At 69.7% G+C, this 25464-nt stretch carries 23 protein-coding genes; 10 read left to right on the plus strand and 13 right to left on the minus strand.

Features of this window, described 5'->3' with window-relative positions; all coding sequences use genetic code 11:
• Window positions 1-65 precede the first annotated feature (65 nt).
• The 5 genes from nirB to AC1RIF_RS21405 form a co-directional block, all read right to left on the minus strand.
• Window positions 66-2603, minus strand: coding sequence for a nitrite reductase large subunit NirB (gene nirB, locus AC1RIF_RS21385; RefSeq protein ID WP_492603379.1), 2538 nt, complete (start codon window positions 2601-2603; stop codon window positions 66-68).
• Complete coding sequence (locus tag AC1RIF_RS21390; protein ID WP_492603380.1) at window positions 2600-4123, minus strand: NAD(P)/FAD-dependent oxidoreductase; 1524 nt, start codon at window positions 4121-4123, stop codon at window positions 2600-2602. The genes nirB and AC1RIF_RS21390 overlap by 4 nt, the downstream gene beginning before the upstream one ends.
• The gene (locus tag AC1RIF_RS21395; RefSeq protein ID WP_492603381.1) at window positions 4120-6234 is read right to left on the minus strand and encodes a molybdopterin oxidoreductase family protein; all 2115 of its coding nucleotides are present in this window, start codon (window positions 6232-6234) and stop codon (window positions 4120-4122) included. Before AC1RIF_RS21395 ends, AC1RIF_RS21390 begins: the two co-directional genes overlap by 4 nt.
• Complete coding sequence (locus AC1RIF_RS21400) at window positions 6231-7628, minus strand: MFS transporter (RefSeq protein WP_492603514.1); 1398 nt, start codon at window positions 7626-7628, stop codon at window positions 6231-6233. Before AC1RIF_RS21400 ends, AC1RIF_RS21395 begins: the two co-directional genes overlap by 4 nt.
• 182 nt (window positions 7629-7810) lie before the next feature.
• Complete coding sequence (locus AC1RIF_RS21405) at window positions 7811-9058, minus strand: CynX/NimT family MFS transporter (protein WP_492603382.1); 1248 nt, start codon at window positions 9056-9058, stop codon at window positions 7811-7813.
• A 147-nt stretch (window positions 9059-9205) separates the two neighbouring features.
• Between AC1RIF_RS21405 and AC1RIF_RS21410 the strand changes: the two genes are divergently transcribed.
• Window positions 9206-9880: a FadR/GntR family transcriptional regulator gene (locus tag AC1RIF_RS21410; RefSeq protein WP_492603383.1), complete on the plus strand. Its 675-nt coding sequence runs from the start codon at window positions 9206-9208 to the stop codon at window positions 9878-9880.
• On the opposite strand, the gene AC1RIF_RS21415 is transcribed toward AC1RIF_RS21410, so the two are convergent.
• From AC1RIF_RS21415 to AC1RIF_RS21430, 4 genes are all read right to left on the minus strand, one after another.
• The gene (locus AC1RIF_RS21415) at window positions 9877-10731 is read right to left on the minus strand and encodes a TIGR02569 family protein (protein ID WP_492603384.1); all 855 of its coding nucleotides are present in this window, start codon (window positions 10729-10731) and stop codon (window positions 9877-9879) included. The genes AC1RIF_RS21410 and AC1RIF_RS21415 overlap by 4 nt on opposite strands.
• An 81-nt stretch (window positions 10732-10812) precedes the next feature.
• The gene (gene moeZ / locus AC1RIF_RS21420; protein WP_492603385.1) at window positions 10813-11991 is read right to left on the minus strand and encodes an adenylyltransferase/sulfurtransferase MoeZ; all 1179 of its coding nucleotides are present in this window, start codon (window positions 11989-11991) and stop codon (window positions 10813-10815) included.
• A gap of 41 nt (window positions 11992-12032) precedes the next feature.
• A complete protein-coding gene (locus tag AC1RIF_RS21425) occupies window positions 12033-12803 on the minus strand; it encodes an HAD family hydrolase (protein WP_492603386.1) in 771 nt (256 codons plus the stop codon).
• A gap of 25 nt (window positions 12804-12828) precedes the next feature.
• Window positions 12829-13908 (minus strand): DUF3152 domain-containing protein, encoded by a 1080-nt coding sequence (locus AC1RIF_RS21430; RefSeq protein ID WP_492603387.1) that lies wholly within the window; start codon window positions 13906-13908, stop codon window positions 12829-12831.
• Window positions 13909-14225: 317 nt separating this feature from the next.
• On the opposite strand from AC1RIF_RS21430, the gene fasR reads away from it, so the two are divergent.
• A complete protein-coding gene (gene fasR / locus AC1RIF_RS21435) occupies window positions 14226-14897 on the plus strand; it encodes an HTH-type transcriptional activator FasR (protein WP_492603388.1) in 672 nt (223 codons plus the stop codon).
• A 78-nt stretch (window positions 14898-14975) separates the two neighbouring features.
• Here the strand turns inward: fasR and AC1RIF_RS21440 are convergent, their stop codons facing one another.
• Window positions 14976-15209, minus strand: coding sequence for a DUF3107 domain-containing protein (locus AC1RIF_RS21440; protein ID WP_492603389.1), 234 nt, complete (start codon window positions 15207-15209; stop codon window positions 14976-14978).
• A gap of 106 nt (window positions 15210-15315) precedes the next feature.
• The gene (locus AC1RIF_RS21445) at window positions 15316-15996 is read right to left on the minus strand and encodes a ferritin-like fold-containing protein (RefSeq protein ID WP_492603390.1); all 681 of its coding nucleotides are present in this window, start codon (window positions 15994-15996) and stop codon (window positions 15316-15318) included.
• A 368-nt stretch (window positions 15997-16364) separates the two neighbouring features.
• On the opposite strand from AC1RIF_RS21445, the gene AC1RIF_RS21450 reads away from it, so the two are divergent.
• From AC1RIF_RS21450 to AC1RIF_RS21465, 4 genes are read left to right on the plus strand one after another with little or no spacing between them, the layout of a single operon-like run.
• The gene (locus AC1RIF_RS21450; RefSeq protein ID WP_492603391.1) at window positions 16365-18011 is read left to right on the plus strand and encodes a DEAD/DEAH box helicase; all 1647 of its coding nucleotides are present in this window, start codon (window positions 16365-16367) and stop codon (window positions 18009-18011) included.
• A 21-nt stretch (window positions 18012-18032) separates the two neighbouring features.
• Entirely contained in the window at window positions 18033-19247 is a 1215-nt protein-coding gene (locus AC1RIF_RS21455; RefSeq protein ID WP_492603392.1) for an Rv3212 family protein, read from the plus strand.
• A 51-nt stretch (window positions 19248-19298) separates the two neighbouring features.
• Window positions 19299-20123: an SDR family oxidoreductase gene (locus AC1RIF_RS21460; protein WP_492603393.1), complete on the plus strand. Its 825-nt coding sequence runs from the start codon at window positions 19299-19301 to the stop codon at window positions 20121-20123.
• A gap of 48 nt (window positions 20124-20171) precedes the next feature.
• Entirely contained in the window at window positions 20172-21407 is a 1236-nt protein-coding gene (locus tag AC1RIF_RS21465; RefSeq protein ID WP_492603394.1) for an amidohydrolase, read from the plus strand.
• A gap of 12 nt (window positions 21408-21419) precedes the next feature.
• Here AC1RIF_RS21465 and AC1RIF_RS21470 read toward each other — a convergent pair whose 3' ends face one another.
• The gene (locus AC1RIF_RS21470; protein WP_492603395.1) at window positions 21420-22223 is read right to left on the minus strand and encodes a ParA family protein; all 804 of its coding nucleotides are present in this window, start codon (window positions 22221-22223) and stop codon (window positions 21420-21422) included.
• A 67-nt stretch (window positions 22224-22290) separates the two neighbouring features.
• Here AC1RIF_RS21470 and AC1RIF_RS21475 point away from each other — a divergent pair, with 67 nt between their 5' ends.
• Together AC1RIF_RS21475 and AC1RIF_RS21480 are read left to right on the plus strand one after the other, a co-directional pair.
• A complete protein-coding gene (locus AC1RIF_RS21475; RefSeq protein ID WP_492603396.1) occupies window positions 22291-22893 on the plus strand; it encodes an acid phosphatase in 603 nt (200 codons plus the stop codon).
• A gap of 26 nt (window positions 22894-22919) precedes the next feature.
• A complete protein-coding gene (locus tag AC1RIF_RS21480; protein WP_492603515.1) occupies window positions 22920-23414 on the plus strand; it encodes a GNAT family N-acetyltransferase in 495 nt (164 codons plus the stop codon).
• Window positions 23415-23423: 9 nt separating this feature from the next.
• Here the strand turns inward: AC1RIF_RS21480 and AC1RIF_RS21485 are convergent, their stop codons facing one another.
• Window positions 23424-23840, minus strand: a complete 417-nt coding sequence (locus AC1RIF_RS21485; protein ID WP_492603397.1) for a hypothetical protein — start codon at window positions 23838-23840, stop codon at window positions 23424-23426.
• A gap of 46 nt (window positions 23841-23886) precedes the next feature.
• Here AC1RIF_RS21485 and AC1RIF_RS21490 point away from each other — a divergent pair, with 46 nt between their 5' ends.
• Both AC1RIF_RS21490 and AC1RIF_RS21495 read left to right on the plus strand, forming a co-directional pair.
• Complete coding sequence (locus tag AC1RIF_RS21490; protein ID WP_492603398.1) at window positions 23887-24843, plus strand: diacylglycerol/lipid kinase family protein; 957 nt, start codon at window positions 23887-23889, stop codon at window positions 24841-24843.
• A 339-nt stretch (window positions 24844-25182) separates the two neighbouring features.
• Window positions 25183-25437, plus strand: a complete 255-nt coding sequence (locus AC1RIF_RS21495) for a WhiB family transcriptional regulator (RefSeq protein ID WP_031937408.1) — start codon at window positions 25183-25185, stop codon at window positions 25435-25437.
• Window positions 25438-25464: the final 27 nt, after the last annotated feature.

Raw genomic sequence — 25464 nt, forward strand, 5'->3', positions numbered from 1 at the left:
CTGCACACTGTGCTCGTTCGAATCTCATTGAACGGTCGGGTTGTTTCTTCCGAGTTACCCGGCGATTACCGGCGCGAGGAGCTTTCGGACGCCCTGTCCGGTACGTCCGGAATGCCGATCAGGACCGGAATCCTGCGCGGGCCGGAGTCGTCGAACGCGACGGTCGGATCGGGCACCTCGGGGGCGTTGACGAACGAGACGAACCGCGACAGTTTCTCCGGATCGTCGAGCACGCCCGCCCACTCGTCGCGGTAGCCGGCGACGTGGCGGGCCATCGCGGCCTCGAGTTCGTCGGCGATGCCGAGGCTGTCGTCGCACACCACCGCCTTCAGGTGGTCGAGTCCGCCTTGCCCGTTGTCACCGAGGGATTCGACCCACGGTGCGGTGCGCTGCAATCGGTCGGCGGTGCGCACGTAGAACATGAGGTAGCGGTCGATGTACCGGACGAGCGTCTCGTCGTCGAGCCCACCGGCGAGCAACTCCGCATGCCGGGGCGACTGGCCGCCGTTGCCGCCGACGTACAGGTTCCAGCCGTTCTCCGTCGCGATGACACCGACATCCTTGCCCCGCGCCTCGGCACATTCGCGCGCACACCCCGACACCCCGAACTTGATCTTGTGCGGCGACCGTAGGCCCCGGTACCGGTTCTCGAGCCGGACCGCCATGCCCACCGAGTCCTGGACGCCGTACCGGCACCACGTGGACCCGACGCAGCTCTTCACGGTGCGCAGCGACTTCCCGTATGCCTGACCGGATTCCATCCCGACGTCGACGAGCCGCCGCCAGATCTCCGGCAACTGCTCCACGCGGGCGCCGAACAGGTCGATCCGCTGGCCCCCGGTGACCTTGAGGTAGAGCCCGTAGTCGCGGGCGATCTCACCGATCGTGATGAGCTGCTCGGGCGTGCACTCGCCGCCGGGCATCCGCGGCACCACCGAGTACGTGCCGTTGCGCTGGATGTTGGCGAGGAAGTGGTCGTTGGTGTCCTGCAGCGACGCCTGCTCGCCGTCGAGGACATGCTCCGACGACGTCGACGCCAGGATCGACGCGACGACGGGCTTGCAGATGTCACAGCCTGTTCCGGTGCCGTACTGCCCGATCAGGCCGGAGAATGTGCGGGTGCCGGTGGCCCGGACGATCTCGAACAGTTCCGCGCGGGACTGAATGAAGTGCTCACACAGGGCTTTCGACAGCTCCACCCCGGACGACGCGAGCAGCGCCTTCACCGTCGGCAGGCAGCCGCCGCACGTGGTGCCCGCATTGGTACAGGCCTTGACCGCCGCGACGTCGCACGCGCCGTCGGTGATCGCCGCGCAGATCGCACCCTTGGTGACCGCGTTGCACGAGCACACCTGCGCGTCGTCGGGAAGCGCTCCCGCGCCGGGCTTCTCACCGGCCGGCGAGATCAGTGCGGCCGGATCGCCGGGGAGTTCCCGCCCGACGAGCGGGCGTAACGACCCGTAGGCCGACGCGTCGCCGACCAAGATCCCGCCGAGCAGGGTCCGCGCGTCGTCGGAGACGACGAGCTTGGCGTACGTGCCCTTCGCGGCGTCGCTGAGTACCACCTCGAGCGCGCCCGGCGTCGCGGCGTGCACGTCGCCGAAGCTCGCGACGTCGACGCCGAGCAGCTTGAGCTTGGTGGACACGTCGGCGCCGGGGAACACGGCGTCGCCGCCGAGCAGGCGGTCCGCGACCACCTCGGCCGTCGTGTAGCCGGGGGCGACCAGCCCGTAGCACCGACCCTCCACGGCCGCACACTCCCCCACCGCGAACACCGCGGGATCGGATGTGACGCACGCACTGTCGGTGAGGACGCCGCCACGCTCGGCGATGTCGAGGCCGGCGGCGCGGGCCAGCCGATCCTGCGGGCGCACACCGGCGGAGAACACCAGCAGCGCGGCGTCGATCACCGAGCCGTCGGACAACTCCACCCGCACGCCGTCGGATCCGTCGGCGATCGAACCGATCCCGGTTCCGGTGTGCAGCGTGAGCCCGACGTCGGTGACCAGACGGGCGAGCACGGCGCCGCCGCCCTCGTCGACCTGCAGCGGCATGAGCCGGGCGTTGTGCTCGACGACATGGGGCGTCATGCCCAACTGGCGCAGCGCGTTCGCGGCCTCGAGCCCGAGCAGGCCACCACCGACCACGACGCCGACAGCGCCCGGCCCGGCTGCCTCCGCTCGGGCCCGGATACCGTCCAGGTCGGCCGGAGTGCGGTAGACGAAACACAGATCGTGATCGTGCCCCGGCACCGGCGGCACGAACGGGTACGAGCCCGTCGCGAGCACCAGTGCGTCGTAGGTCAGAGTCTCGCCCGCCGACGTCGTCACGGTGCGCCCGGCCCGATCGATCACCTCGGCCCGCACCCCCACCCGCAGATCCACGACGGGATCGGCGGCGAAGTCGTTGCCCGCCAGCGCGAGTTCCCTCGCGTCCCAGGAACCGACGTACGACGACAGGGCCACCCGGTCGTACGCGGGCAGATCCTCCTCGCACAGCACGGTCACCGACCAGGCGCCGGCCTCGTCGCGAGCCCGTAGCGCCTCCACGAAGCGGTGTCCCACCATGCCGTGTCCGATCACGATCACGGTCCGTTCGTTCATGCCGCACCTTCCTTCCGGGCAGGTGTTTCTCGTTGGTCGTCGGTGTCGTCGTCGCTGCGGGGATCGGAGGTCTGGGGGTCGGTCTGGGGGTCGCTGCTCCGCAGCCATTTGCAGATGCCCTCCACCGCCGCACCGCATCCGCCGCAGCCCGTCGTCGCGCGGGTCGCCGTCGCGAGCGCGGCCGTCGACCGGGCCCCGGACCGCCACGCGACGGTGAGATCGGACTTGGTCACCGAGTTGCAGCGGCAGACCACCGCGCCACCCGGCATCCCGGCAGGGCTCGCCGACTCGGTGGTCGCCCTGCCGCGCCCGGTCAGCAGCACCATCCGGTCCTGCGGCACCGGCAGTCCGGCGTCGAACAGCTGGGTGACGGTACCGACCACGTCTGGGCTGCCGAGCAGGACCGCGCCGACGATCCGGTCGTCACGCACCACGACCTTGGCGTAGCGCCCGCGCGCCGGATCGGCGACGGTGAGCACCTCGTGGTCCTCGCTGTGCAGCTCGGCACTCACGTCCCCCATCGACGCGAGGTCGATGTCGTGGGCCTTGAGCCGGGTCACCGTCTCGCTGCCGCGGTACTCGGATTCCGGATCGGCACCGGCGATCCGTTCGGCGACCACGGCCGCCTGCTCCCAGCCCGGCTGCACCAGCCCGTACACCTCGCCGCGGTGCTGTGCGCACTCCCCGATCGCCCACACGTGCGGGACGCTCGTGCGCAGTCCGTCGTCGACCACCACCCCGTGGTCCACGACGACGCCGGCGTCCCGCGCCAACGTGGTGTCGGGCCGGATGCCCGCCGTGAGCACCACCAGGTCGGCGGGCAGTTCGGTGCCGTCGTCGAGGACGAGCACGCGCGCTGCGTCGGCGCCGCGCAGCGCCACGGCGCGCCGGGTCAGCAGCAGCCGCATCCCCAGGCCGGTGAGCACGCGACTCAGGACCGAACCGCCGCCCGCATCCATCTGCCGTTCCATCGGCACCGGTTTGGGGTGCACGACGGTGACGTCGGCGCCGCGCAGCAACAGTCCGCGCCCCGCCTCGAGCCCGAGCAGCCCGCCACCGAGCACCACCGCCCGGCACCCCGGTGCGGCGACGTCGGCGATCCGCTCGCAGTCCTCCACGGTCCGGAACGCGACCACCCCGTCGGCGGCGGTGTCGAGCCCCTCGATCGGCGGCACGAACGACGTGCTGCCCGTCGCGAGGACCAGGTCGTCGTAGCCGAGTGCCGCACCCCCGGCGGTGTGCACCACCCGCGACGCGGCGTCGATCGCCTGCACCCGCACCCCGACGCGCACGTCGATGTGGTTGCGTGCCCACCAGTCGTCCGGCCGCAGTCGGGTGTCACGCGCAGTGATGCTGCCCGCCAACACGTTCGACAGCAGGATCCGGTTGTAGGCCGCCCTCGGCTCCGCGCCGAACACCACCACTTCGAGCCGCTCGGGGTCCCGCTCGCGGCGACGCAACTCCTCGGCCAGCCGCGCGCCGGCCATACCGTTGCCGACGATCACCACACGCCGCGTCACGGCCGAACCCCCGCCCCTGCCTCGAGCCGCACCGCGCACACCTTGAACTCCGGCATCCGACTGGTCGGGTCGAGCGCCGGGTTGGTCAGCAGGTTCGCGCGCGCGTCGCCCGCGAAGTGGAACGGCAGGAAGACGGTGTCGAGCCGCATCGACTCGTCACACCGCACCGACGCCTCCACCCGGCCGCGCCGCGCCAGCACCGTCGCCGGGTCGCCGTCGCGCAGACCGGCGCGGGCCGCGGTGTCGGGATGGACCTGCACGAACATCGGGCCCGCCGCGGCCTCGAGTTCACCCACCCGCCGCGTCTGCGCGCCCGACTGGTAGTGCGCCAGAACCCGTCCCGTGGTCGCGAGCAGCGGGTACTCGGCATCCGCCGTCTCGGCGGGGCCTCGATGCTCGACGGCGGTGAACCGTGCGCGCCCGTCGTCGGTCGCGAACCGGTCCAGGAACAGCCGCGGCGTTCCCGGATGCTCGACATCGGGGCACGGCCAGTGCAGGGCCTCCCCCGCGTCGAGACGGTCGTACGTGACGCCCGCGTAGTCGGCGACCCCGCCCGCCGACGCGCGACGCAGTTCGTCGAACACAGCCTGCGGCTCGACCGGGAACCGGGATGCGGGCTGTCCGAGCCGAACGGCCAACTCCTGCAACACCTCGAGCTCACCGCGCGCCCCGTCCGGCGGGGTCACCGCACGACGTCGACGCAGCACCCGGCCCTCGAGGCTCGTCATGGTGCCCTCCTCCTCGGCCCACTGCAGGACCGGCAGCACCACGTCGGCCATCGCCGCCGTCTCCGAGAGCAGGAAGTCGGACACCACCAGCAGGTCCAGCGAGCGCAGGCGGTCGACGACGTGACCGGCGCGCGGCGCCGACACCGCGAGATTGGCGCCGTGCACCATCAGCGCCCGGGGTCCGTCGGCGCGGCCGAGCGCCTCGAGCAGCTCGTACGCGCTGCGCCCCGGACCGGGCAGGTCCGCCGGGTCGATCCCCCACACCCGCGCGACATGTTCACGCGCAACGGGATCGGTGATCTTGCGGTAGCCGGGCAGCTGATCGGCCTTCTGTCCGTGCTCACGTCCACCCTGCCCGTTGCCCTGTCCGGTGACGGCGCCGTAGCCGCTGCCCCGACGTCCCGGCAGCCCCAGTGTGAGCGCGAGCGCGATCCACGCCGAGACGGTGTCGGTGCCGGTCGCGTGCTGCTCGGTGCCGCGGGCGGTGAGGAGGTAGGCGCCGGTCTCGGAACGCCTGGAGCGCGCCAGGATCGCCACCGCCCGGCGCAGCGACGCGACGGGGACACCGGTGACGCGTTCGGTGCGCTCGGGCCACCACTGCGCCGCTGCGAGCCACGCGTCGTCGAAGCCGTCCGTGCGGGCCGCGACGTACTCCCGGTCCAGGTGTCCCTCGATGACCGCGAGGTGCAGCATGCCCAGCGCCAGCGGCAGATCCGTGCCGGGCGCCAGTTGCAGGTGCAGTCCACCACCGACCAGCGCCCGGTCCGCGGTCGCGGTGCGGCGCGGGTCGACGACGATCAGCCCGCCGGCGTCCGCGGCGGCGGTGAGGTGTCCGACGAGCGGCGGCATCGTCTCGGCGACATTGCCTCCGGCCAGCAGGATCGCCTTCGCCGACGTCAGATCCGAGACCGGGAACGGCAGCCCGCGGTCCAGCCCGAAAGCCCGGATCCCGGCCGCCGCCGCGGACGACATGCAGAACCGACCGTTGTAGTCGATGTTCGACGTACCGAGCGCGACACGGGCGAACTTGCCGAGCATGTAGGCCTTCTCGTTGGTGAGCCCGCCGCCGCCGAAGATCCCGACGGCGTCCCGGCCGCCCGCAGCGTGCGCGGCCCGGAATCCGTCGGCGACCCGATCGAGGGCGTCGTCCCATGAGGTCGGCTGCAGTCTCCCTGCGACCCGGACCAGCGGGCGGGTGAGCCGGTCGGGGTGGCGCAGCAGCTGGGCACTGGTCCACCCCTTCTGGCACAGGCCTCCACGGTTCGTGGGGAACTGTCGTCCCGCGACCGTCACGGAGCCGGACTCACGGGTGAGGGTCATCGCGCACTGCAGACCGCAGTACGGGCAGTGCGTCGCCGTCGCGGCAGCGATGGTGGCCGTCACGACGGCACCGCGATCCGCTGTCCGGCAATGTCTTTCGCAGTGGACGTCCGGCGCAGGAACACCAACCACGTGACGATCGCGCACACCACGTAAAAGCCGAGGAACACCCAGAACGCCATCGTCGCCGACTTTGCGGGGCTGCTGTACGACGCCCGCAGCACCAGGTTGATCCCGACGCCACCGAGACCGCCGACCGCGCCCGCGAAACCGATGAGCGCGCCGGACATGTTGCGCGACCACGCCGCCCGGCCGTGCTGATCGAGCCCGTCCAGCCCACGCGAGCGGGCCTCGAAGATCGACGGGATCATCTTGTACACCGACCCGTTGCCGAGTCCCGAAAGCACGAACAGCGCCACGAACCCGATCACCAGAGCCGTCATCGCGCCGACACCGGCGGCACCGGGTGTGCCGTCGTCTACGGTGCCGGCCGCGACCAGCACCGCGGTCGCGAACACCATGGCCACGAACGTGTACAGCGTGATCCGTCCGCCGCCGATGCGGTCGGCCAGCCTGCCGCCGATCGGCCGGGCAACGGACCCGAGCAGTGGCCCGATGAACGCGATCTGCGCGGCGTGCAGCGCGGCCTGTGCGGGACTCGCGCCCCCGGCGAGGAAGTTGATCTGCAGCACCTGGCCGAACGCGAAACTGAAGCCGATGAACGAGCCGAACGTGCCGATGTAGAGGAAGCTGACGATCCACGACTCGCGGATCCGCAACGCCTGCACCATCGAGCGCAGGTCCGCCTTCTGGTTGCCGAGGTTGTCCATGAACAGCGCTGCGCCCATCGCGGCGACCGCGAGCAGCACCAGGTACACCGCGCACACCAGATACGGCGCGGCGTTGCCGACGGTCGCGATCACCAGCAGCCCCACCAGTTGGATCACCGGCACACCGATGTTGCCGCCGCCCGCGTTCAGTCCCAGGGCCCAGCCCTTGAGCCGCTGCGGATAGTAGGCGTTGATGTTCGCCATCGACGACGCGAAGTTGCCACCGCCGACGCCCGCGGTGGCGGCCACCAGCAGGAACGTGGTGTACGACGTGCCCGGGTGCATCACGAACCACAGCGTCAGCACGGTGGGGATCAGCAGCACCAACGCGCTGAACACCGTCCAGTTACGGCCGCCGAACCGCGCGGTGGCGACGGTGTAGGGAATGCGGAGCACCGAGCCGACGAGGGTCGGGACCGCGACGAGGAAGAACTTGCCGGCCGCGTCGATCCCGAACACGTCCGTCGGCATGAACAGCACCATGACCGACCAGATCGACCAGACGGAGAACCCGACGTGCTCGGCGACCACCGACCACACCAGATTGCGGCGGGCGATGTCCTTGCCGCCCGCCTCCCACGCGTCGACGTCCTCGGCGTCCCAGCGCGCGATGTAGTGCCCCTGCACCACCGGCGCGTGCGCATCCGGCGCTGTGGACCGATCGGAGATTGTGGTCACCTGGGCCTCCTACCTGTGTGGGAAACCCCAAGGTAGGAGGCCGATGTTGCCGCGGTGCTGCCCCCGGTGACCCGTCCGTCAACTCTCGCTCACCCACGCAGTTGCGGGCGGTGAGGTCGACGGACCCCAGGTCAGGCGGTCTTCGCTCCCCAGCTGTCCTCGAGCATGCGCGGCTTGCACGCCGCCCACGCGGAAATCAGGACGACGACGACGGCGACGCCGAGCAGCGCGAACGGCGCGCCCCACCCTCCGGTGGACTCGTGCAGCACACCGAAAAGCAGCGGGCCGATGCATGCGACGGTGTAGCCGATGCCCTGCGTGAAACCGGACAGGGCGGCCGAGCCGGCGTGGGTGCGGGTGCGCAGGTTGATCAGGGTCAACGCCATCGGGAACGTGCTGGGCCCGAGCCCGATGACGATCACCCACAGGATCGGCACCGACATCGGCGCCAGGAACAGTCCGGTGAAGCCGATCGCGTAGCAGACCGCGCAGCCGACGACGATCGGGAACGGGTTCCGCATCCGCGCACACACCGTCGGCGCGCCGAACGCGGCGATCAGACCCATGAGCGAGAACAGCGCGACCATGCTGCCGCCGAACGACTCGCTCGCCCCGGCCTCGGTGAGGATCTCGGGGATCCACGTGAACATCGAGTACGTGATGAGCGAGGTCATGCCGAACATGCCGGCCATGCCCCAGCCCACCGGCGAACGCCACGGGCGACCCGGCGCGTGCGACTCCGCCGGCAGCGCCGCGGCGGTGGTGGCGCCGTTCTTCTTGCGTCCACGCGCCAGGATCATCAACCACGGCGCGGCGGCCGCGAAACCGAGCAGCGACCACACGCCGAGCGAGACGCGCCAGTCGAAGGCGTCCGCGAGCGGCACCGCGACCGTCGCCGGCAGGATCGTCCCGATCTGCACACCCGTGATGTAGACCGAGCTCATGAGCGCCAGACGGTCGCTGAAGTACCGCTTGACCAGCGGCGGGATCACGACGTTGCCGATGCCCATGCCGCCGAGCGCCAGGGCCGACAGCGCCAGCAGCGACCACGTGTCACTCACCATCGCGCGAGTGAGCATGCCGATGCCGGCCATCATCATCGCCAGCAGCGCCGTCCACTCGAGTCCGAGTCGGCGCGCGATCGCCGGGGTGAGCAGACCGAACACCGCGAACATCGCCGTCGGCACCATGCCGAAGACGCCGACGACCGTGGACGAGAAGCCGAATTCGTCACTGATCTGCGACGCGAGCGGCGAGAACGACGTGACCGCCAGACGGAGAGTCAGCGCCGACATGACAATGGCCGCGAACACCAGTACCCGGCCCGCGAGCAGGGGCTGCCGGCCTCGTGTCGGTGCGGACGTCGCGGACGCGGTCATCTACTGCCTCGTTCCCGGTGGGAGATGGTGAATGGGGAGTACTCGCCTGACGGCCCTTGCACTCGACCCGAGAAATCATAGGATGACCGGATGAAAGTGTGCAAAGCATAAAGTTCGTGAGCCCCGACACTCGATCCCAGGAGCACCGTGCAACCCGTCCGCCGCAGCACCCTGATCGCCCAGGTGACCGAACAGCTCCGTGACGAGATCCGGTCCGGCAACTGGCCGGTCGGGACGCGTATCCCCACCGAACCCGAGCTGTCCGAGCTGACCGGGACCGGTCGCAACACCGTGCGCGAGGCCGTTCAGGCCCTCGTCCATTCGGGGCTGCTCGAACGGCGTCAGGGTTCGGGAACCTTCGTGCTCGCCGACTCCGAGGTGAGCGGCACCCTCGGCAAGTACTTCGCCGGCGCCCACGAACGCGACGTCCTCGAGCTCCGCCAATCGCTCGACGTCACCGCGGCCGGGCTGGCCGCGCAACGCCGCGACGACGCCGACATCGAGACCCTGCGCGCCCTGCTCCACGCCCGGATCACCGCGTGGCAGTCGGCCGACCTGCGCACCGCGATCACCGCCGACATCGCGCTGCACCGCGGTATCGTCGCGGCCAGCCACAACCGGGTCTATCTCGAGTTCTACGACTCACTGCTGCCGGTGATCGAGGCAACGGTCTTCAAACACGTGTCCGCCACCGGCGCCGCCTTCCACGACGAACACGATGCGCTGGTCGAGGCCGTCATCGCCGGCGATACCGAGCGCGCCGTCGGGGCCGCCCGCTGTTTCTTCGACGAACTGCTCGCCGGGTACGGGAACGAACCCTAGAGAATCAACCGCACCAGTTCGGCGGTGCGCATCAGACCGGGCAGCGCATCGGGCGTGGACCGCGGGTGCAACGTGTGCACCGACAGGCGGAACAGCAGCGCCCGCAGCAGCATCTGCGGCCACTCCGGCAGGTCTTCCCAACGTCCGATCAGGCCCTCGTCGGCGCCGCCCCACGACAGCGCGTCGACGACGGCCACCCCCGCCGCCCACGGCGCGGGACGCCAGTACGGCGTGATGTCGGTGACACCCGGCGCGGCACTGCCCGCGAACAGGACGGTGCCGAACAGGTCTCCGTGCACCAGCTGGTCCGGGGACCGCACCGGCTTGCGCAGCGACGCGAGCTGTCCGATCAGCTCCACACTGCGCTGAGCGTCGGCGGACAGGTCCTCGAGCGCGCCCGCTGCACGCGCCGACCGCAGCGGTACCGTCTCCCACGCTGCCCGGTCGGCCGCGACGAAGACGTCGACATCCGCCCACGGCGCGACGGGCGGCTGCGCGAGGAATCTCGGACGCTCCAACTGCGCCGTCGCGGCGTGCAGACGCAGCGACAGCGAGACGACCTCGTCGTGGCGCGGCTCGGGGGTTCCGACGATGAACGTGTCCGCCCGCCAACCGGATACGACGTAGCGTCCGTCCGTGGCACGCACCGGCCGAGCGAGCCGAACCGCGTCCACGGCCAAGGTTTCGCGCACCTTCGCGGACCATGCCGCGCGGGCGTGATCGGCGACCGGGGAGAGCACGACGTCGCCCAACCGCCAGCCGCCCTCCCAGTCCGCGCCCAAGGCCACCGGTTCGACCTCGCGGAGACCGAAGGTCGAACACACGTGCTGGGGCGGTTGCGCAGAGCTCACGGCCCTGAGGCTACCGCCGCCGAACGCTCGTTTCGGTGAGGCGCTCCGAAGGCCACGCTGGATCGGTCGGAGGGGGTCGGCTCAGTAGACCGGAAGCGACGGATCGACCTGGTGCGCCCACGCGATGACGCCGCCCTGCAGATGCACCGCGTCGGCGAAACCCGCCCGGCGAACCGCGGCGAGGGCCTCCGCCGACCGGACCCCGGTCTTGCAGTGCAGCACGATGCGCCTGTCCTGCGGCAGCTCGGCGAGCGCCTCCCCGGAAAGGATGCGGCCCTTCGGGATCAGCGTCGCACCGGGCAGGTGCACGATGTCCCACTCCACCGGCTCACGGACGTCGACGATCGCGATGTCGGCGCCCGAGTCGATCAGCTCCCGCAGTTCCAGCGGCGTGATCGTCGCGTCACGGTCCGCGTCCGCCACCGGCACCACGCCACAGAACGCGTCGTAGTCGATGAGCTCGGTGACCGGCACCCGGTCCGGATCGCGGCTCAGCTTCACGGTGCGGTAGTTCATCGCGAGGGCGTCGTAGATCATCAATCGGCCCAGCAGCGAGTCGCCGATGCCGGTGATCAGCTTGATCGCCTCGGTCGCCATGATCGACCCGATCGACGCGCACAGCACACCGAGCACGCCGCCCTCCGCGCACGACGGCACCGTCCCGGGCGGCGGCGCCTCCGGGTAGAGATCGCGCAGCGTGATGCCGCGACCGTCCGGCGCGGCATCCCAGAACAGCGACACCTGACCCTCGAAGCGGTAGATCGAGCCCCACACGTACGGCCGGCCGGCGAGCACCGCGGCGTCGTTCACGAGGTAGCGGGTCGCGAAGTTGTCGGCGCCGTCGAGGATCAGGTCGTACTGCTCGAACAATCCGACCGCGTTGGACGCCTCCAACCGGAACTCGTGCAGGCGCACGTCCACGTGGGGATTGATCTCCCGGATCTTCTCCCGCGCGCTCTGCGCCTTGGACCGTCCGACGTCGGCGGTGCCGTGGATGACCTGGCGCTGCAGATTGGACTCGTCGACCACGTCGAAGTCGACGATGCCGATCGTGCCGACACCGGCCGCCGCCAGGTACATCAGCGTGGGCGAACCCAACCCTCCGGCGCCGATCACGAGCACCCGGGCGTTCCGGAGTCGCTTCTGTCCGGTCGTCCCCACGTTCGGGATGATCAGATGTCGGCTGTACCGGGCGACCTCGTCGCGGCTCAGTTCCCCTGCGGGTTCGACCAGTGGGGGAAGCTGACTACTCGCGGGCACCGCACACTCCTGACATCGACCGTTCAACGCTCGCGTCCAGCCTAGGCCGTCGGGAAACGCACCTCGAGGTCGCTCAGGTCCGAGACGACGACGTCGGCTCCCGACTCGCGCAGCGCGTCGGCGTGATGGGTCCGGTCGACGCCGACGACCACCCCGAAGTCGCCGCGCCGGCCCGCCTCGACACCGGACAGCGCATCCTCGAGGACGACGCATTGCGAGGCCGCCAGGCCCAGCCGCCTCGCACCCTCGAGATACGTCGCCGGGTCGGGTTTACCGGCCAGCGACAGCCGGTCGACGTCGATGCCGTCGACGCGGGCGTCGAAGCTGTCGGCCAGGCCCGCCGCCGACAGCACCCGATTCGCGTTGCGGCTCGCGGTCACCAGCGCGACGGGGACGTGGGCGGCCCGCAACCGCTCGATCAATGTGACGGTTCCCGGGAACGCGTCCGCGCCGTTCTCGTCGAGTTCGTGCAGGAACAGCGCATCCTTGCGCGCCGCGAGACCGCAGACGGTGCTCGCGTCCGGAGGATCGGACGGCGATCCGTGCGGCAGATCGATCGACCTGGACGCGAGGAACGACGCGACCCCGTCGACGCGGGGCCGCCCGTCGACGAAATCGACGTAGTCGTCCGCGGTGAAATGCGCGTCGCCCTGGCCCCGCGCGTCGAGGAACTCGTCGAACAGCCGGGTCCAGGCCCGCGCGTGGACCCGCGCGGTGTCGGTGACGACACCGTCCATGTCGAACAGGAACCCCGAGCACGCGGTGTGGCCGACGTGGACGACGGGACCACTCGAGGACGATGCGACAGACACAGCCGACCTCCTACTCGGAACCTTCTCAGACGCGCGGGTACGGCCAGGGATTGAACCGGCACACCTTGCCGTCCATCGGGACGACACCCTCGGGATCGAGCACGGCGATGTCGTTGTTCGCGGTGCCGAAGGACTGCTGCATCATCACCGGTGCCAGTCCGCCGTCGGTCTCGCACGGCTGATGCTCCCGGTAGCCGATCGCGTGCCCCACCTCGTGGTTGATCTGGTACTGCCGGTACGAGCCGATGTCACCCTGGAATCCGATGGCGCCCCGCACCCAGCGCGGCTCGTTGAGAACGACCCGTTCGATGCCCGGGTTGTAGCAGGACACCTCGAGCTGGATGTCGTATCCGCACGCCTCGCGGATCGTCATCTGCGACGTCAGCGAGATGCGGAAGTCGACGTCCCCCTGATCGACCCTGCGGAACGCGAAACGGGGGTCCTGGGTCCAGCTCTTGGGGTTGCCGAGGGTCTGGTCCACCATCCGGCCGAACGACTCGTCGCCGCCGAATCCGGCGGTGTCGATCCCGTCCTCCACCTCCACCGTGTACGTGAAGACCCGCTCGGTGCCCTGACCGACCTGCCCAGTCGTACCCGGGACCACGTGCCACGTGCCGGCACCCGTCGCGGTGAACGGCCCGCCCGCCGGCAGCGCGCCCGCAGGCACGGTGTCGGCGAAGTTGCCGTCGGCCAGCGGCGGGACACCGATGATGTCCGTGCCGTCCTCGTGGCTGAGCTCACCGAATCCGGGATCACCCGACGCCGCCGGACCCGAATCGCCGAAGCCACGGACCGCGTCCACGACGACCAGCACGGTCACGATCAACAGCACCGGGATCGCGTACGCCCGCCAGCCGTACATCGAGACGAACTTGCCCAGCCGGCTCTGCTTCCTCACTGCGCGGTCCGGGCGCGGCACGCGCGGGCGCCCGATGTTCCGCCGCGTGGGATCCCACAGCGCGCGAAGCGGCTCGTGCGGATCGGGCACCCGACCGGGATCGATTCCGTTGTTCCTGCTCTCACCGTTCCTGATGTCGTCGGACGTCGGGTCGTCGGACACCTCGGGAACTGTGCCCCCCAGGCGCGGTCCTCCTCGGTCAGTCACCCAGCCAGAATCTCACAGTCCGCCGAGCGGTTCACCCGGTGCGCCGGAATCCGCGGGCTCTCGCCTCGCGACCCGGTGCTCTACGTGGGATCCTGGAAGACACATCACCAGGAGCCTCGTCGATGGCCCTTCGCCGGCCGCTCGGGCACCGTCGGCGCAGCGCCGGTGACCATGGACGACGACTCCGCACGACAACTCAGTACAGCGAATGCGGCCGAGAACCGTCCGGGTATCGTTCAAATGATTTATCTTGCCCCGAGGCGTTCGTGATGTCGGACACCGAACGAAGCGGGCTCTTTGTGCAGATTGGGAGCGACATGACTGAACTCGCGGATCGGACACACTCCGATCGCGCCGCCACGACCGCAAACGGTCAGGGCACCCGCCGCAGCACCCGCCTACCCCGGGATGCGCGGCGCCTTCAGTTGCTCGCGGCCGCCAGCGAGGTCTTCGTCAGCCGCGGCTATCACGCCGCCGGGATGGACGAGATCGCCGAGTGCGCCGGCGTGAGCAAGCCGGTCTTGTACCAGCATTTCCCCGGCAAGCTCGAACTGTACGTCGCGGTGCTGCAGAGCTACGTCGACAGCCTCATTTCGGGAGTGCGTCAGGCGCTGCGGTCCACGACGGACAACAAGCAGCGAGTGCGCGCCGCGGTCCAGGCGTTCTTCGATTTCGTCGACAACGACTCCCAGGGCTTCCGGCTGGTCTTCGAGTCCGACCTGATGGGTGAGCCGCAGGTGGCACGACGCGTCGAGCAGGCCACCGAGGCATGCGTCGACGCGGTCTTCGACCTGGTGGCGCACGACTCCGGACTGGACCCGTACCGGGCCCGCATCCTGGCGGTCGGCCTCGTCGGGACCAGCCAGTTCACCGCCCGGTACTGGCTCGAGGCCGCGCGGCCCATCCCGAAGGAGGAGGCCGTCGACACGACGGTCGCGCTCGCGTGGGGCGGGCTGTCGCACGTGCCGCTGCACGCCGAGCCCAAGTAGCCGGGACCGTCACCGTCCGGACACACACGAAGGGCGCGCAGTCGAGATGACTGCGCGCCCTTCGTGTGTGTCTCGGTTCTAGCTCGTAGCCGCGAAGCCGACCCTGCGGCTGTCCGACGGGCCGATCTCCACGTAGGTGATCCGTCCCGCCTGCACCAGGAACTTGCGTCCCTTGTCGTCGACGAGCGCGAGAACACCGTCGGCCTTGCCGGCGACCGCGTCCTTCACGAGCGCCTCCACCTCGTCGGGCGACTGTGCGCTGTTGACGACGAGCTCACGCGGGCTGTCAGTTACACCGATCTTGACCTCCACGGTCAACCTCCGAACTCTCCGAGCGCTTTCAGCTGTCTCGGCCAGATTAGTGCAGCACCGACCCGTCGAGCCCGCTGTGCCGCTGTGCTGTCAGCGAACAGTCGCCTCAGTGCAGGCCCAGTACCGCCATGCGCTCGGAATGCTTGGCCTGCATGTTGTCGAACAGTGCGGCCACACCGTTGAGGCTGCCGGTCGCGGTCATCACCAGGTCGGTGAGGTCCTCGCGCTGGGCCAACACGAACTGCGCCTGCGTGATGGCCTCGCCGAGCAGCCGCCGACCCCACAGCATCAGCCGGTCCTTCTCGGTCTTGCTGGCGGCGACCGCCGCCTGCACCTCCTGCACGACGAACTCGGAGTGCCCGACCTCGGCGAGAACCTCGCGAACGATGCCGCCGACCGCGGGGTTCAGGGAGTGCGCGATCTCGCGGTAGAAGTCGGCGGCGATACCGTCACCGACGTACGCCTTGACCAGCGACTCCAGCCACGTGGACGGGTCGGTGGACGCGTGGTAGGCGTCGAGGGCGCGGACGAAGGGATCCATCGCTTCGTAGATCTCGAGACCGCGATCGGTCAGTGCCGCCTGGAGGGTCTCGAAGTGCCCCATCTCGGCCGCGGCCATGCTCGCGAACGCCACCCGTCCCTGCAGCGTGGGCGCCATCTGGGCGTCCTCGGCCAGTCGGTAGAACGCGGAGATCTCGCCGTAGGCGAGAACCGCGAACAGCTCGCCCACACCGGGGTGATCGGCGGCAATGGTCGGCACGGACGACGTGGACGAATCGGCTCCCATGACGCCACAGCCTAATCCGTGAGTCCAGCTCACCTTCCGCGACGGGACACGCCGAGAATCGTGATCTGCGCCATGCATGTGCGAGGTTCCTTCGCCCCGGCCGCTACAATTGCGACGGGAGACCGTTATTTCCGCCCGCAGTTCCGCGATTCGGAACCGACGATCCGAACTCGAATTCGTTCGCGATCCGGTCCGATTCGCACGCGGCTCGAACCCGGACTCCTGTAGATAATGTGCGCGCACCTGATCGACGGCGCCCGCCGCGTCTCGCCGAGATCCACACGATCTCCGCGCTGAGACGGAGGCTGGGCCACCGCACAAGAGGGCACCGACTCGGCCGACTTACGGCCTGGCCCCTTACCTCGTGCGTGCGTGCCGATACGAGGAAGGCCAGTTCCCTGAGCAAGATCACGATCGACCACGAAGACAGTAACCACGCGGCAACCGAGACCACGCTGTCCGCGCAACTGGACGAGACCCACACCCCGCCGACCTTCGGCGAGCTCGGTGTCCGCGACGAGATCGTCAAGGCGCTCGCCGAGATCGGCATCGAGCGCACCTTCGCCATCCAGGAGCTCACGCTCCCCCTCGCCCTCGCCGGCGACGACCTCATCGGTCAGGCCCGCACCGGCATGGGCAAGACCTTCGGCTTCGGTGTTCCGCTGCTGCACCGCGTGGCCACCACCGATTCCGGCACCACCCCGCTCGACGGCACCCCCCGCGCGCTCGTGATCGTGCCGACGCGCGAGCTGTGCATCCAGGTCACGCAGGACCTGGAGAACGCGTCGAAGTACCTGAAGTCCGGCAAGAAGAAGCTCGAAGTCCTTTCCATCTACGGCGGTCGCCCGTACGAGCAGCAGATCGACGCGCTGCGCAAGGGCGTCGATGTCATCGTCGGCACCCCGGGCCGCCTCCTCGACCTCGCCAACCAGGGTCACCTCATCCTCGGCAAGGTCGGCGTCCTGGTTCTCGACGAGGCCGACGAGATGCTCGACCTCGGCTTCCTGCCCGACATCGAGCGCATCCTCGGCATGGTTCCCGACAAGCGCCAGACGATGCTGTTCTCGGCCACCATGCCGGGCCCGATCATCACGCTCGCACGCACGTTCCTCACGCAGCCGACGCACATCCGCGCCGAGGAGGCGGACTCGTCCGCCGTGCACGAGCGCACCACCCAGCACGTCTACCGCGCCCACGCGCTGGACAAGGCCGAGATGGTCGCCCGCGTACTGCAGGCCGACGGCCGCGGCGCGACGATGATCTTCACCCGCACCAAGCGCACCGCACAGAAGGTCGCCGACGACCTGAACGAGCGCGGCTTCAACGTCGGCGCCGTCCACGGCGACCTCGGCCAGATCGCCCGCGAGAAGGCGCTCAAGGCCTTCCGCAGCGGCAAGGTGGACGTGCTCGTCGCGACCGACGTCGCGGCCCGCGGCATCGACATCGACGACGTCACGCACGTCATCAACTACCAGTGCCCCGAGGACGAGAAGACCTACGTGCACCGCATCGGCCGTACCGGTCGCGCGGGTCGCACCGGTACCGCGATCACGCTGGTGGACTGGGACGACATCCCCCGCTGGCAGCTGATCGACAAGGCGCTCGACCTCGGTGTCGCCGAGCCCGTCGAGACGTACTCGAGCTCCCCGCACCTGTACGAGGATCTGGGGATCCCGACCGATGCGAAGGGCACGATCCGCAAGCCCCGCGCCGAGCGCGCCGAGCCGGCCGACAAGCCCGCGCGTGCCGACGGCGAGAAGGCCGAGAAGTCGGATGCCCCCAAGCGCACCCGCAGCCGCCGGCGTACCCGCGCCGGTCAGGCCACCGACGGTTCCGCCGCGGCCGAGAAGTCGGCCGACGGCAACGACACCGCGTCGGCGAGTGCCCCCACCGTGGGACCGGCGTCGGACGACGCCGCCGCACCCCGTCGTCGCCGTCGCCGCCGCCGCACGTCCGCGGGAGCCGACGTCCAGTCCGGCGCCGAGCCGGTGAGCGTCTCGGCCGCGGCCGAGTAGGCCCGAGGTAGTCTGCCACCTGTGCTGGCACCCGAGCGTCGTACCCGTCTGGACGTCGCCGTCGCCGCGATCATCGCGATCGTCGTCGCGATCGCCGCGGCGGTGATCTGGCTCCGGAGCGACGCTCGGGGTACCACCTCCATCACCTCGAACGCCCCTGCGGCAGAAGTCGATACGGTGCTGTCGCCGCCTGAGTCGCTCGACGAGATCTGGCGGGCCGACAGCCCCGAGACCACCGCCCCCCTCGTCGCGGCCGGAGTGGTCGCGACCGCGGACGGTGGCACCGTCACCGGTCGTGATCGGCTGACGGGTGACGAGCTGTGGCGGTATCAGCGGGACATGCCGCTGTGCGGTGCGATCGGCGCCTGGAACACGGTGGTCGCGGTCTATCGTGATCAGCGCGGCTGCAGTCAGGTCACCCAGCTCGACGGCGCGACCGGCGAACGGAAGGCGCAGCGTTCGAGCGATGCCGACGACGACGTGACACTGTCCTACGACGGCACCTACGTCGTCTCCCGAGGCTCCCAGCGGATGGAGTTGTGGCGCTCGGACCTGGTGCGCACCCTCGAGTTCGGTCGGGTCGACGCACCCATCAATCCCGGCAAGCAGCCTCATCCCGGCTGCGAACTGCGTTCCGCGGCGGCCGGCGGTACCCGGGTCTCGGTGCTGATGGACTGCCCGGGCGAGGCCGCCGACCGGCTCAGCGTCCTCGACGCGGCCCCCCAGGACAATCAGGAACCCCAGGAGTTCGGGACGATCCTGCTCACCGGGCCCGGCTCCGACTCGCCGGGCGCCCGCCTCATCGCGGCGTCCGGCGACCACACCGCGGTGTATCTGCCCGCCGGTCCGGTCAGCAGCCCCCGCTTCGCCGTGCACGACGGCACCGGGAACGAGGTGGCGTCCTACCCCGTCCCCGGGGACGTGAGCCCACACGCGACGGCCGCACGGAACGGTTCTGTGTTCACGTGGTGGACGGGCTCGGAACTGATCGCGCTGTCCACCAGTGAACTCGCGCCGCGCTGGACGTTCCCGGGGGCGCTCGGCCCCGGCGCGGTCATGGCGGGGTCGCTGCTGGTCCCGGTGCCCGACGGAATCGCGGTGCTCGACCCGGCGACCGGCGCGGAACAGCGGCGGATTCCGGTGACCCGCGACAGCGACGCCGTTCCCGTCGCGACCGCCGTCGCCGGCGACGTCGTCCTGGAACAACGCGGCGACCAGGTCGTCGCCCTCCGCTGACACCGCACCGATTCGCCACACCCTGCGGATGCAACGTGTTCTAATTCCGAAATGTCGAACATCGTCGTCACCGGCGCGGCCTCGGGCATCGGCGCCGCCACCGTCAATCTCCTCCGCGACTCCGGCCACGACGTCGTCGGGGTCGATCTGGCGGGTACGGAGATCACCGCCGACCTGTCCACCCGCGAGGGGCGGACGCGGGCCGCGTCCGCTGTCGTCGAGGCCACCGGCGGGGTCCTCGACGCCGCGGTGTGCTGCGCGGGCCGCGGGCCGCTGTCGTCGTACACGGGCGGGGAATTGGTGGCGGTCAACTACTTCGGTGTCGTCGACTTCCTGAACGAGCTGCGGCCGGCCCTCTCGCGCGCCGAACGCGCGTACGCCGTCGCGATCTCGTCGAGCAGCACCAGCACGCAACCCGGCATCCCCCAACACATCGTGGCGTCCTGTCTGGCCGGGGACGAGACGGAGGCCGTCGAGCTGGGCGACGAGGTCGGCGCCATCCCCGCCTACCCCGCGTCGAAGCTCGCGCTGGCCCGGTGGGTGCGGCGCCAGGCGGTGACGCCGGAATGGATCGGTTCGGGCATCCGCCTCAATGCCGTCGCACCGGGCATGATCGACACGCCCATGACGTCCGGCCCCGACCTCGATCCGGAACTGGCCAAGGCACTGGACTTCTATCCCGTCCCGATCGGACGCCGCGGGCGCCCGGAGGAGATCGCCGCACTGATCGAATTCCTGGTGGGCGACACCGCGTCCCTATTGTGCGGCAGTGTCCTGTTCGCCGACGGCGGCACGGACGCGCTGCTGCGCCAAGCCGATTGGCCGGCGGTCTGGGAGCCGACACCCGAGGATCTGACCCGCCACTTCGCGCGCTGACCTACGCTGGGGGCGGAACCACCCGTCCCGACCGAGCGAGGTTGAGTGATGACCGGACCCGACACCTCCCGCACCGCACCGTGGCTGGCGGACTTCTATCGCGACCTGCACCAGCACCCCGAGTTGTCGTTCGCAGAGACCCGTACTGCGGGCCGGATCGCGACGAAACTCGGCGAACTGGACATCGACACGACGACCGGGGTCGGCGGGACCGGCGTGGTGGGCATGATCCGCAACGGTGACGGCCCCACCACCTTGCTGAGGGCCGACATGGATGCCCTACCGGTCGAGGAGAAGACCGGGCTGCCGTACGCCAGTACGGTCCGCACGACGGATTCCGACGGCCGCGAGGTCCCGGTCGCGCACGCGTGCGGACACGACATGCATGTGACCTGCCTACTGGGCGCGCTGGAAGTGCTGGTGCACGAACGAGATTCGTGGTCCGGTACGGTGATGGCGGTGTTCCAGCCCGGCGAGGAACTCGGCTCGGGGTCCGAGAAGATGATCGACGACGGGCTGTTCGAACGATTCGGGAAACCGGACGTCGTACTCGGCCAACACGTCGCCCCCTTGCCCGCCGGCATGATCGCGGCCCATCCCGGCCCCGCGTTCGCCGGCGCGGACTCGCTGCGGGTCCTCCTACACGGCACCGGCTCACACGGGTCGATGCCCCAGGAGTCCGTCGACCCCGTGGTCATGGCGGCCGCGACGGTGATGCGCCTGCAGACCGTGGTCTCGCGCACCGTCGCCCCGACCGACACCGTCGTGGTCACCGTCGGCGCGCTCCAGGCCGGCACCAAGGCCAACGTGATCCCGGACCACGCCGAGCTGAAGCTCAACATCCGCACGTACGACCCCGCCGTTCGCACCCGCGTACTCGACGCGATCACCCGCATCGTCGAGTCGGAGGCGGAGGCGTCGAATGCCCCCCGCGCACCCGAGATCTCCCCGATCGATTCGTTTCCGGTCCTGGTCAACGACGCCGACGCCGTCGCCCGGACGACGGCAGCCTTCCGCACCCGGTTCGGCGACGACAACGTGATCGATCCCGGGGCCGGCGCCGCCAGCGAGGACGTCGGAGTCTTCGCGACCGCGTCGGGTGCCCCGATCTGCTACTGGATTCTCGGCGGCGCCGACCCCGAGGTCTTCGCGCAGGCCGCGGCCGCCGGCACCGCACCCGACCTGCCACCCAACCACTCCCCCTACTACGCCCCGGTGATCGAACCGACGATCACGATGGGTGTCTCGGCGCTGGTGACCGCCGCCCGGGAGTGGCTGGACTGACCCGCTACCCGGTCAGGCCGTCCCCTCGTACGGCGAGAACGTCACCAGTTCGACTCCCCCAGACCAGTGCGCCGAAAGATGATGCGCCAGTTGGCGGTAGGCCTCGGCACCCTTGTTCTTCCGGCCCGCGAGCACCGTCGAACCCGACGCCGACGCCTCCGCGAACCGCACCGTCCGCGGGATGGGCGGTGCCAGCACCGGCAGGTCGTAGCGGTCCGAGACGTCGGAGAGCACGTCCCGGCTGTGGGTGGTGCGGGCGTCGTACAACGTCGGCAGCGCACCCAGCAACACGAGGTCGGGATTGGTGATCTGCTGGACCTCGGAGACCGTGCGCAGCAACTGTCCGACACCGCGGTGCGCGAGCGTCTCGCACTGCAGCGGCACGAGCACCGACTGCGCGGCAGTGAGCCCGTTGAGGGTGAGCACCCCCAGCGACGGCGGACAGTCGACCAGAACTACGTCGAAGTCGTCGAGGACCGGTACGAGGGCCCGCTTGAGCGCGAACTCGCGGCCCGGCCGCATCAACAGCAGCGCCTCGGCACCGGCCAGGTCGATCGTCGCGGGCAGCAGCATCACCCCGTCGTCCGTCTCGAGCAGAACATCCCGAACCGACGCGTCCCCCGTGAGCACGTCGTGTACCGATGTTTCGAGCCGATCGGGGTTGTGCCCCAAGGAAAATGTCAGACACCCCTGCGGGTCGAGATCCACGACCAGCACGCGCTGACCGAGGTCCACGAGCGCCGCCCCCAGTGAAGCAACCGTCGTGGTCTTGGCTACCCCACCCTTTTGATTCGCTACAGCCAGTACCGTCGTCACGGGCTAGATCCTTGCGTACTCGAGGCCCGAACGCGAGGGTTCCGCCGCACCCGGCATGATTGGACCCATGACCTCACCCGACCGTCGGCTCGTCCTGATGCGACACGGTGAGACGGAGTGGGCCCGGCTCGGCCGCCACACGAGCACGACCGAGGTCCCGCTGACCGAACGCGGCGCGGAGCAGGCGCGCGACGCGGGACGGCAACTCGCCGCTCTCCGGCTACGCTCCCCCCTGGTCGTCACGAGCCCGCGCCGCCGGGCGCACGTCACCGCGGCTCTGGCAGGGCTCACCGAGGACCGCCGGTGGGATGCCCTCACCGAATGGGACTACGGCGAGCTCGAGGGTCTCACCACACCCGAGATCCGCGAACGGATCCCGCACTGGACGGTGTGGACCCACCCTTCCCCGGGCGGCGAGACCCACGACATGGTGATGTCCCGCGCCGACATGGTGGTGGGGACGTGCGAGGCCGCGCTCGCGGACCGGGACGTGGTGTTGGTGGGGCACGGCCACTTCTTCCGCGCACTGATCGCCCGGTGGGTCGAGCTGCCGGTCGCCGAGGGGCGGCGGTTCGCACTCTTCCCCGCGGCCCACACCGTGCTCGGCTACGAGCACGGATTCCGAACGATCCTCACCCACAACGTCTCCCCGAGAGAAGGCACACCGTGAACGCACGAACGAACGTCGGACAGGCCGTGATCCGTCGAGCCACCCCTGACGACGTCGCGGCGATCACCGGTCTGATCTACGAACTCGCCGAGTACGAGAAGGCCCGGCACGAGTGCACGGTGGTTCCGGAGCAGATCGAGACTGCGCTCTTCGGACCCGAGCCTGCGGTCTTCGCGCACGTCGTCGAGGTTCCGGCCGACGGTGCGCAGGCACCCGTGATCGTCGGCACGGCGCTGTGGTTCCGCAACTTCTCGACCTGGGACGGCGTGCACGGGATCTACCTGGAGGACCTCTACGTCACCCCCGAGCACCGGGGCTCCGGCTACGGCAAGGCGCTGCTCGCGACCCTCGCCGACGAATGTGTCGCCAACGGGTACACGCGGCTGGCCTGGTCGGTGCTGAACTGGAACACCCCGTCGATCGGGTTCTACGAGTCGCTGGGTGCGGTGGCTCAGGACGAGTGGACCACGTACCGGCTCAGTGGCGAGGCGCTGGTCACGCTGGCGACCCAGGCGCGGTAGCGGTCGGGCCTAGTACTCGTCGGGGGCGCCGTAGCCCTCGGCCACCCACCGCGACGTGCTGTTCCAGAACAACAGTGCCAGGGCGGCGAGCACCACCGCGCCCAACAGGATCCCCCAGAGCACGCGGTGCGAGGTGAACACGTACCACGTGACGGGCAGCAACAGCAGCTGCGTCATGACACCGATCGTGCGGCCCCAGCGGTGGCCGAGGAGCAGCCCGATACCCGCCGCCAGGACGGCCCCTCCGAGAATCGCGAACCACGCGGCCGTGCCGTACCCACTGGTCATGCTCTGATCGGCACCGAGCAGGCCACGGATGATCAGGACGAGCGCAACTCCGACTGCGGCGGCGCCCTCGAGGGTCACCAGGGCGCCGGCGCCACGGACAGTACTGGGAATCGGGGTGGGCGCAGACTGGTTCGACACGCAGCCAGCCTAGAACACCCGCAGAACCCCGCTAGGCTGATGCCCCGTGCGTGCGCTGCTGATCGTCAATCCCAACGCCACCTCGACCACGCCCGCGGGGCGCGACCTACTCGCGCACGCACTGTCGAGCCGGGTGCGGTTGACCGTCGCCCACACCACGCACCGCGGTCACGCCGCGGAACTGGCGGCACAGGCCCACACCGACGGCATCGGGCTGATCATCGTGCACGGCGGCGACGGCACCGTGAACGAGGTCGTCAACGGCCTGCTCGGTGAGCCCCGCCCCCGGACGATGCGGTCGGTCCCGATCGGCCCCATCCCGCTGCTCGCCGTCGTCCCGGGCGGCTCGGCCAACGTGTTCGCGCGGTCGCTCGGTATCGCACCGGACCCTGTGGATGCGACGAACCAACTGATCGATCTGCTCGCCCGGCGCGCCCGGCGAACCATCGGCCTGGCGCACTGCGACAACCGCTGGTTCACCTTCAATGCGGGGATGGGCCTCGACGCCCAGGTGTGCGAGGCGGTGGACAACGGCCGCACGAACGGACAGGCCGTGACGCCGGGGCGCTACGTGCGGCACGCCATCCGCGCGTTCTTCCGCGCCAAGCGTGAGGAGCCGACACTCACGGTCGAACTCCCCGATCAGGATCCGATCGACCGCGTGCACTACGCGTTCGTGTCGAACTCGACGCCGTGGACCTATCTGAACAACCGCGAGGTGCACACCAACCCCGGAACGCGCTTCGAAGCGGGACTGGGGCTCTTCGCGATGCGAACAATGGGCGTCCTTGCCAGCCTTCGCGTCGTTCGTCAACTACTTTCAGCCGGATTATCGCCTAAATCACATTCATTGATTCGATTCGACGATGTGCCGCAAATCCGCATCCACGCAACGGCGCCGATCGGACTCCAAATGGACGGCGACTATATCGGGCTGCGAAGTGACGTGACATTCGTCGCGGTCCCCGATGCCCTGGAGGTCGTTGCACCTCAGTCGCGCTGACTCCCCGGCCATACCGCCGAGGCCCCGAACCCACCTATCCCACTGGATCGAACGCCCGATCGGGCGCGATCCGGCGCCATCCGGCGCTCGATCAGTCACGATCGGGGACTGAAATGCCCTGATGGGGTGCGCATCGCCGCAGGTGGGTGTACAAAGGACAACGGAGTCACGCAGGGCAGCCTTACCGAGTGAGCTTCCCCACGGTGCAGTCGATATCTATTGACTTCCCCCGCGTTCGTGAAAGCATTCACAAGTAACAGTGCTGAAACAACCAAGTAAGCACCCATGAACTTGTAAATACATTACGGTGCCCGGCGCACCCAGTTAAGGAGTAGAAGGATGGACTGGCGCCACAACGCAATCTGCCGCGACGAGGATCCCGAACTGTTCTTCCCGGTGGGAAACAGTGGCCCGGCTCTCGCGCAGATCGCTGATGCCAAGGTGGTGTGCAACCGGTGCCCCGTGACCGCGGAGTGCCTGTCCTGGGCCCTCGAGTCCGGCCAGGATGCGGGCGTCTGGGGCGGCATGAGCGAGGACGAGCGTCGCGCACTCAAGCGCCGCAACGCCCGCACCCGCGCGCGCACCGCAGTCTAGTCTCGATCGAGACGAAGGCCCGGCACC

It is taken from the genome of Prescottella sp. GW823-FHT02E09 (assembly GCF_058797375.1).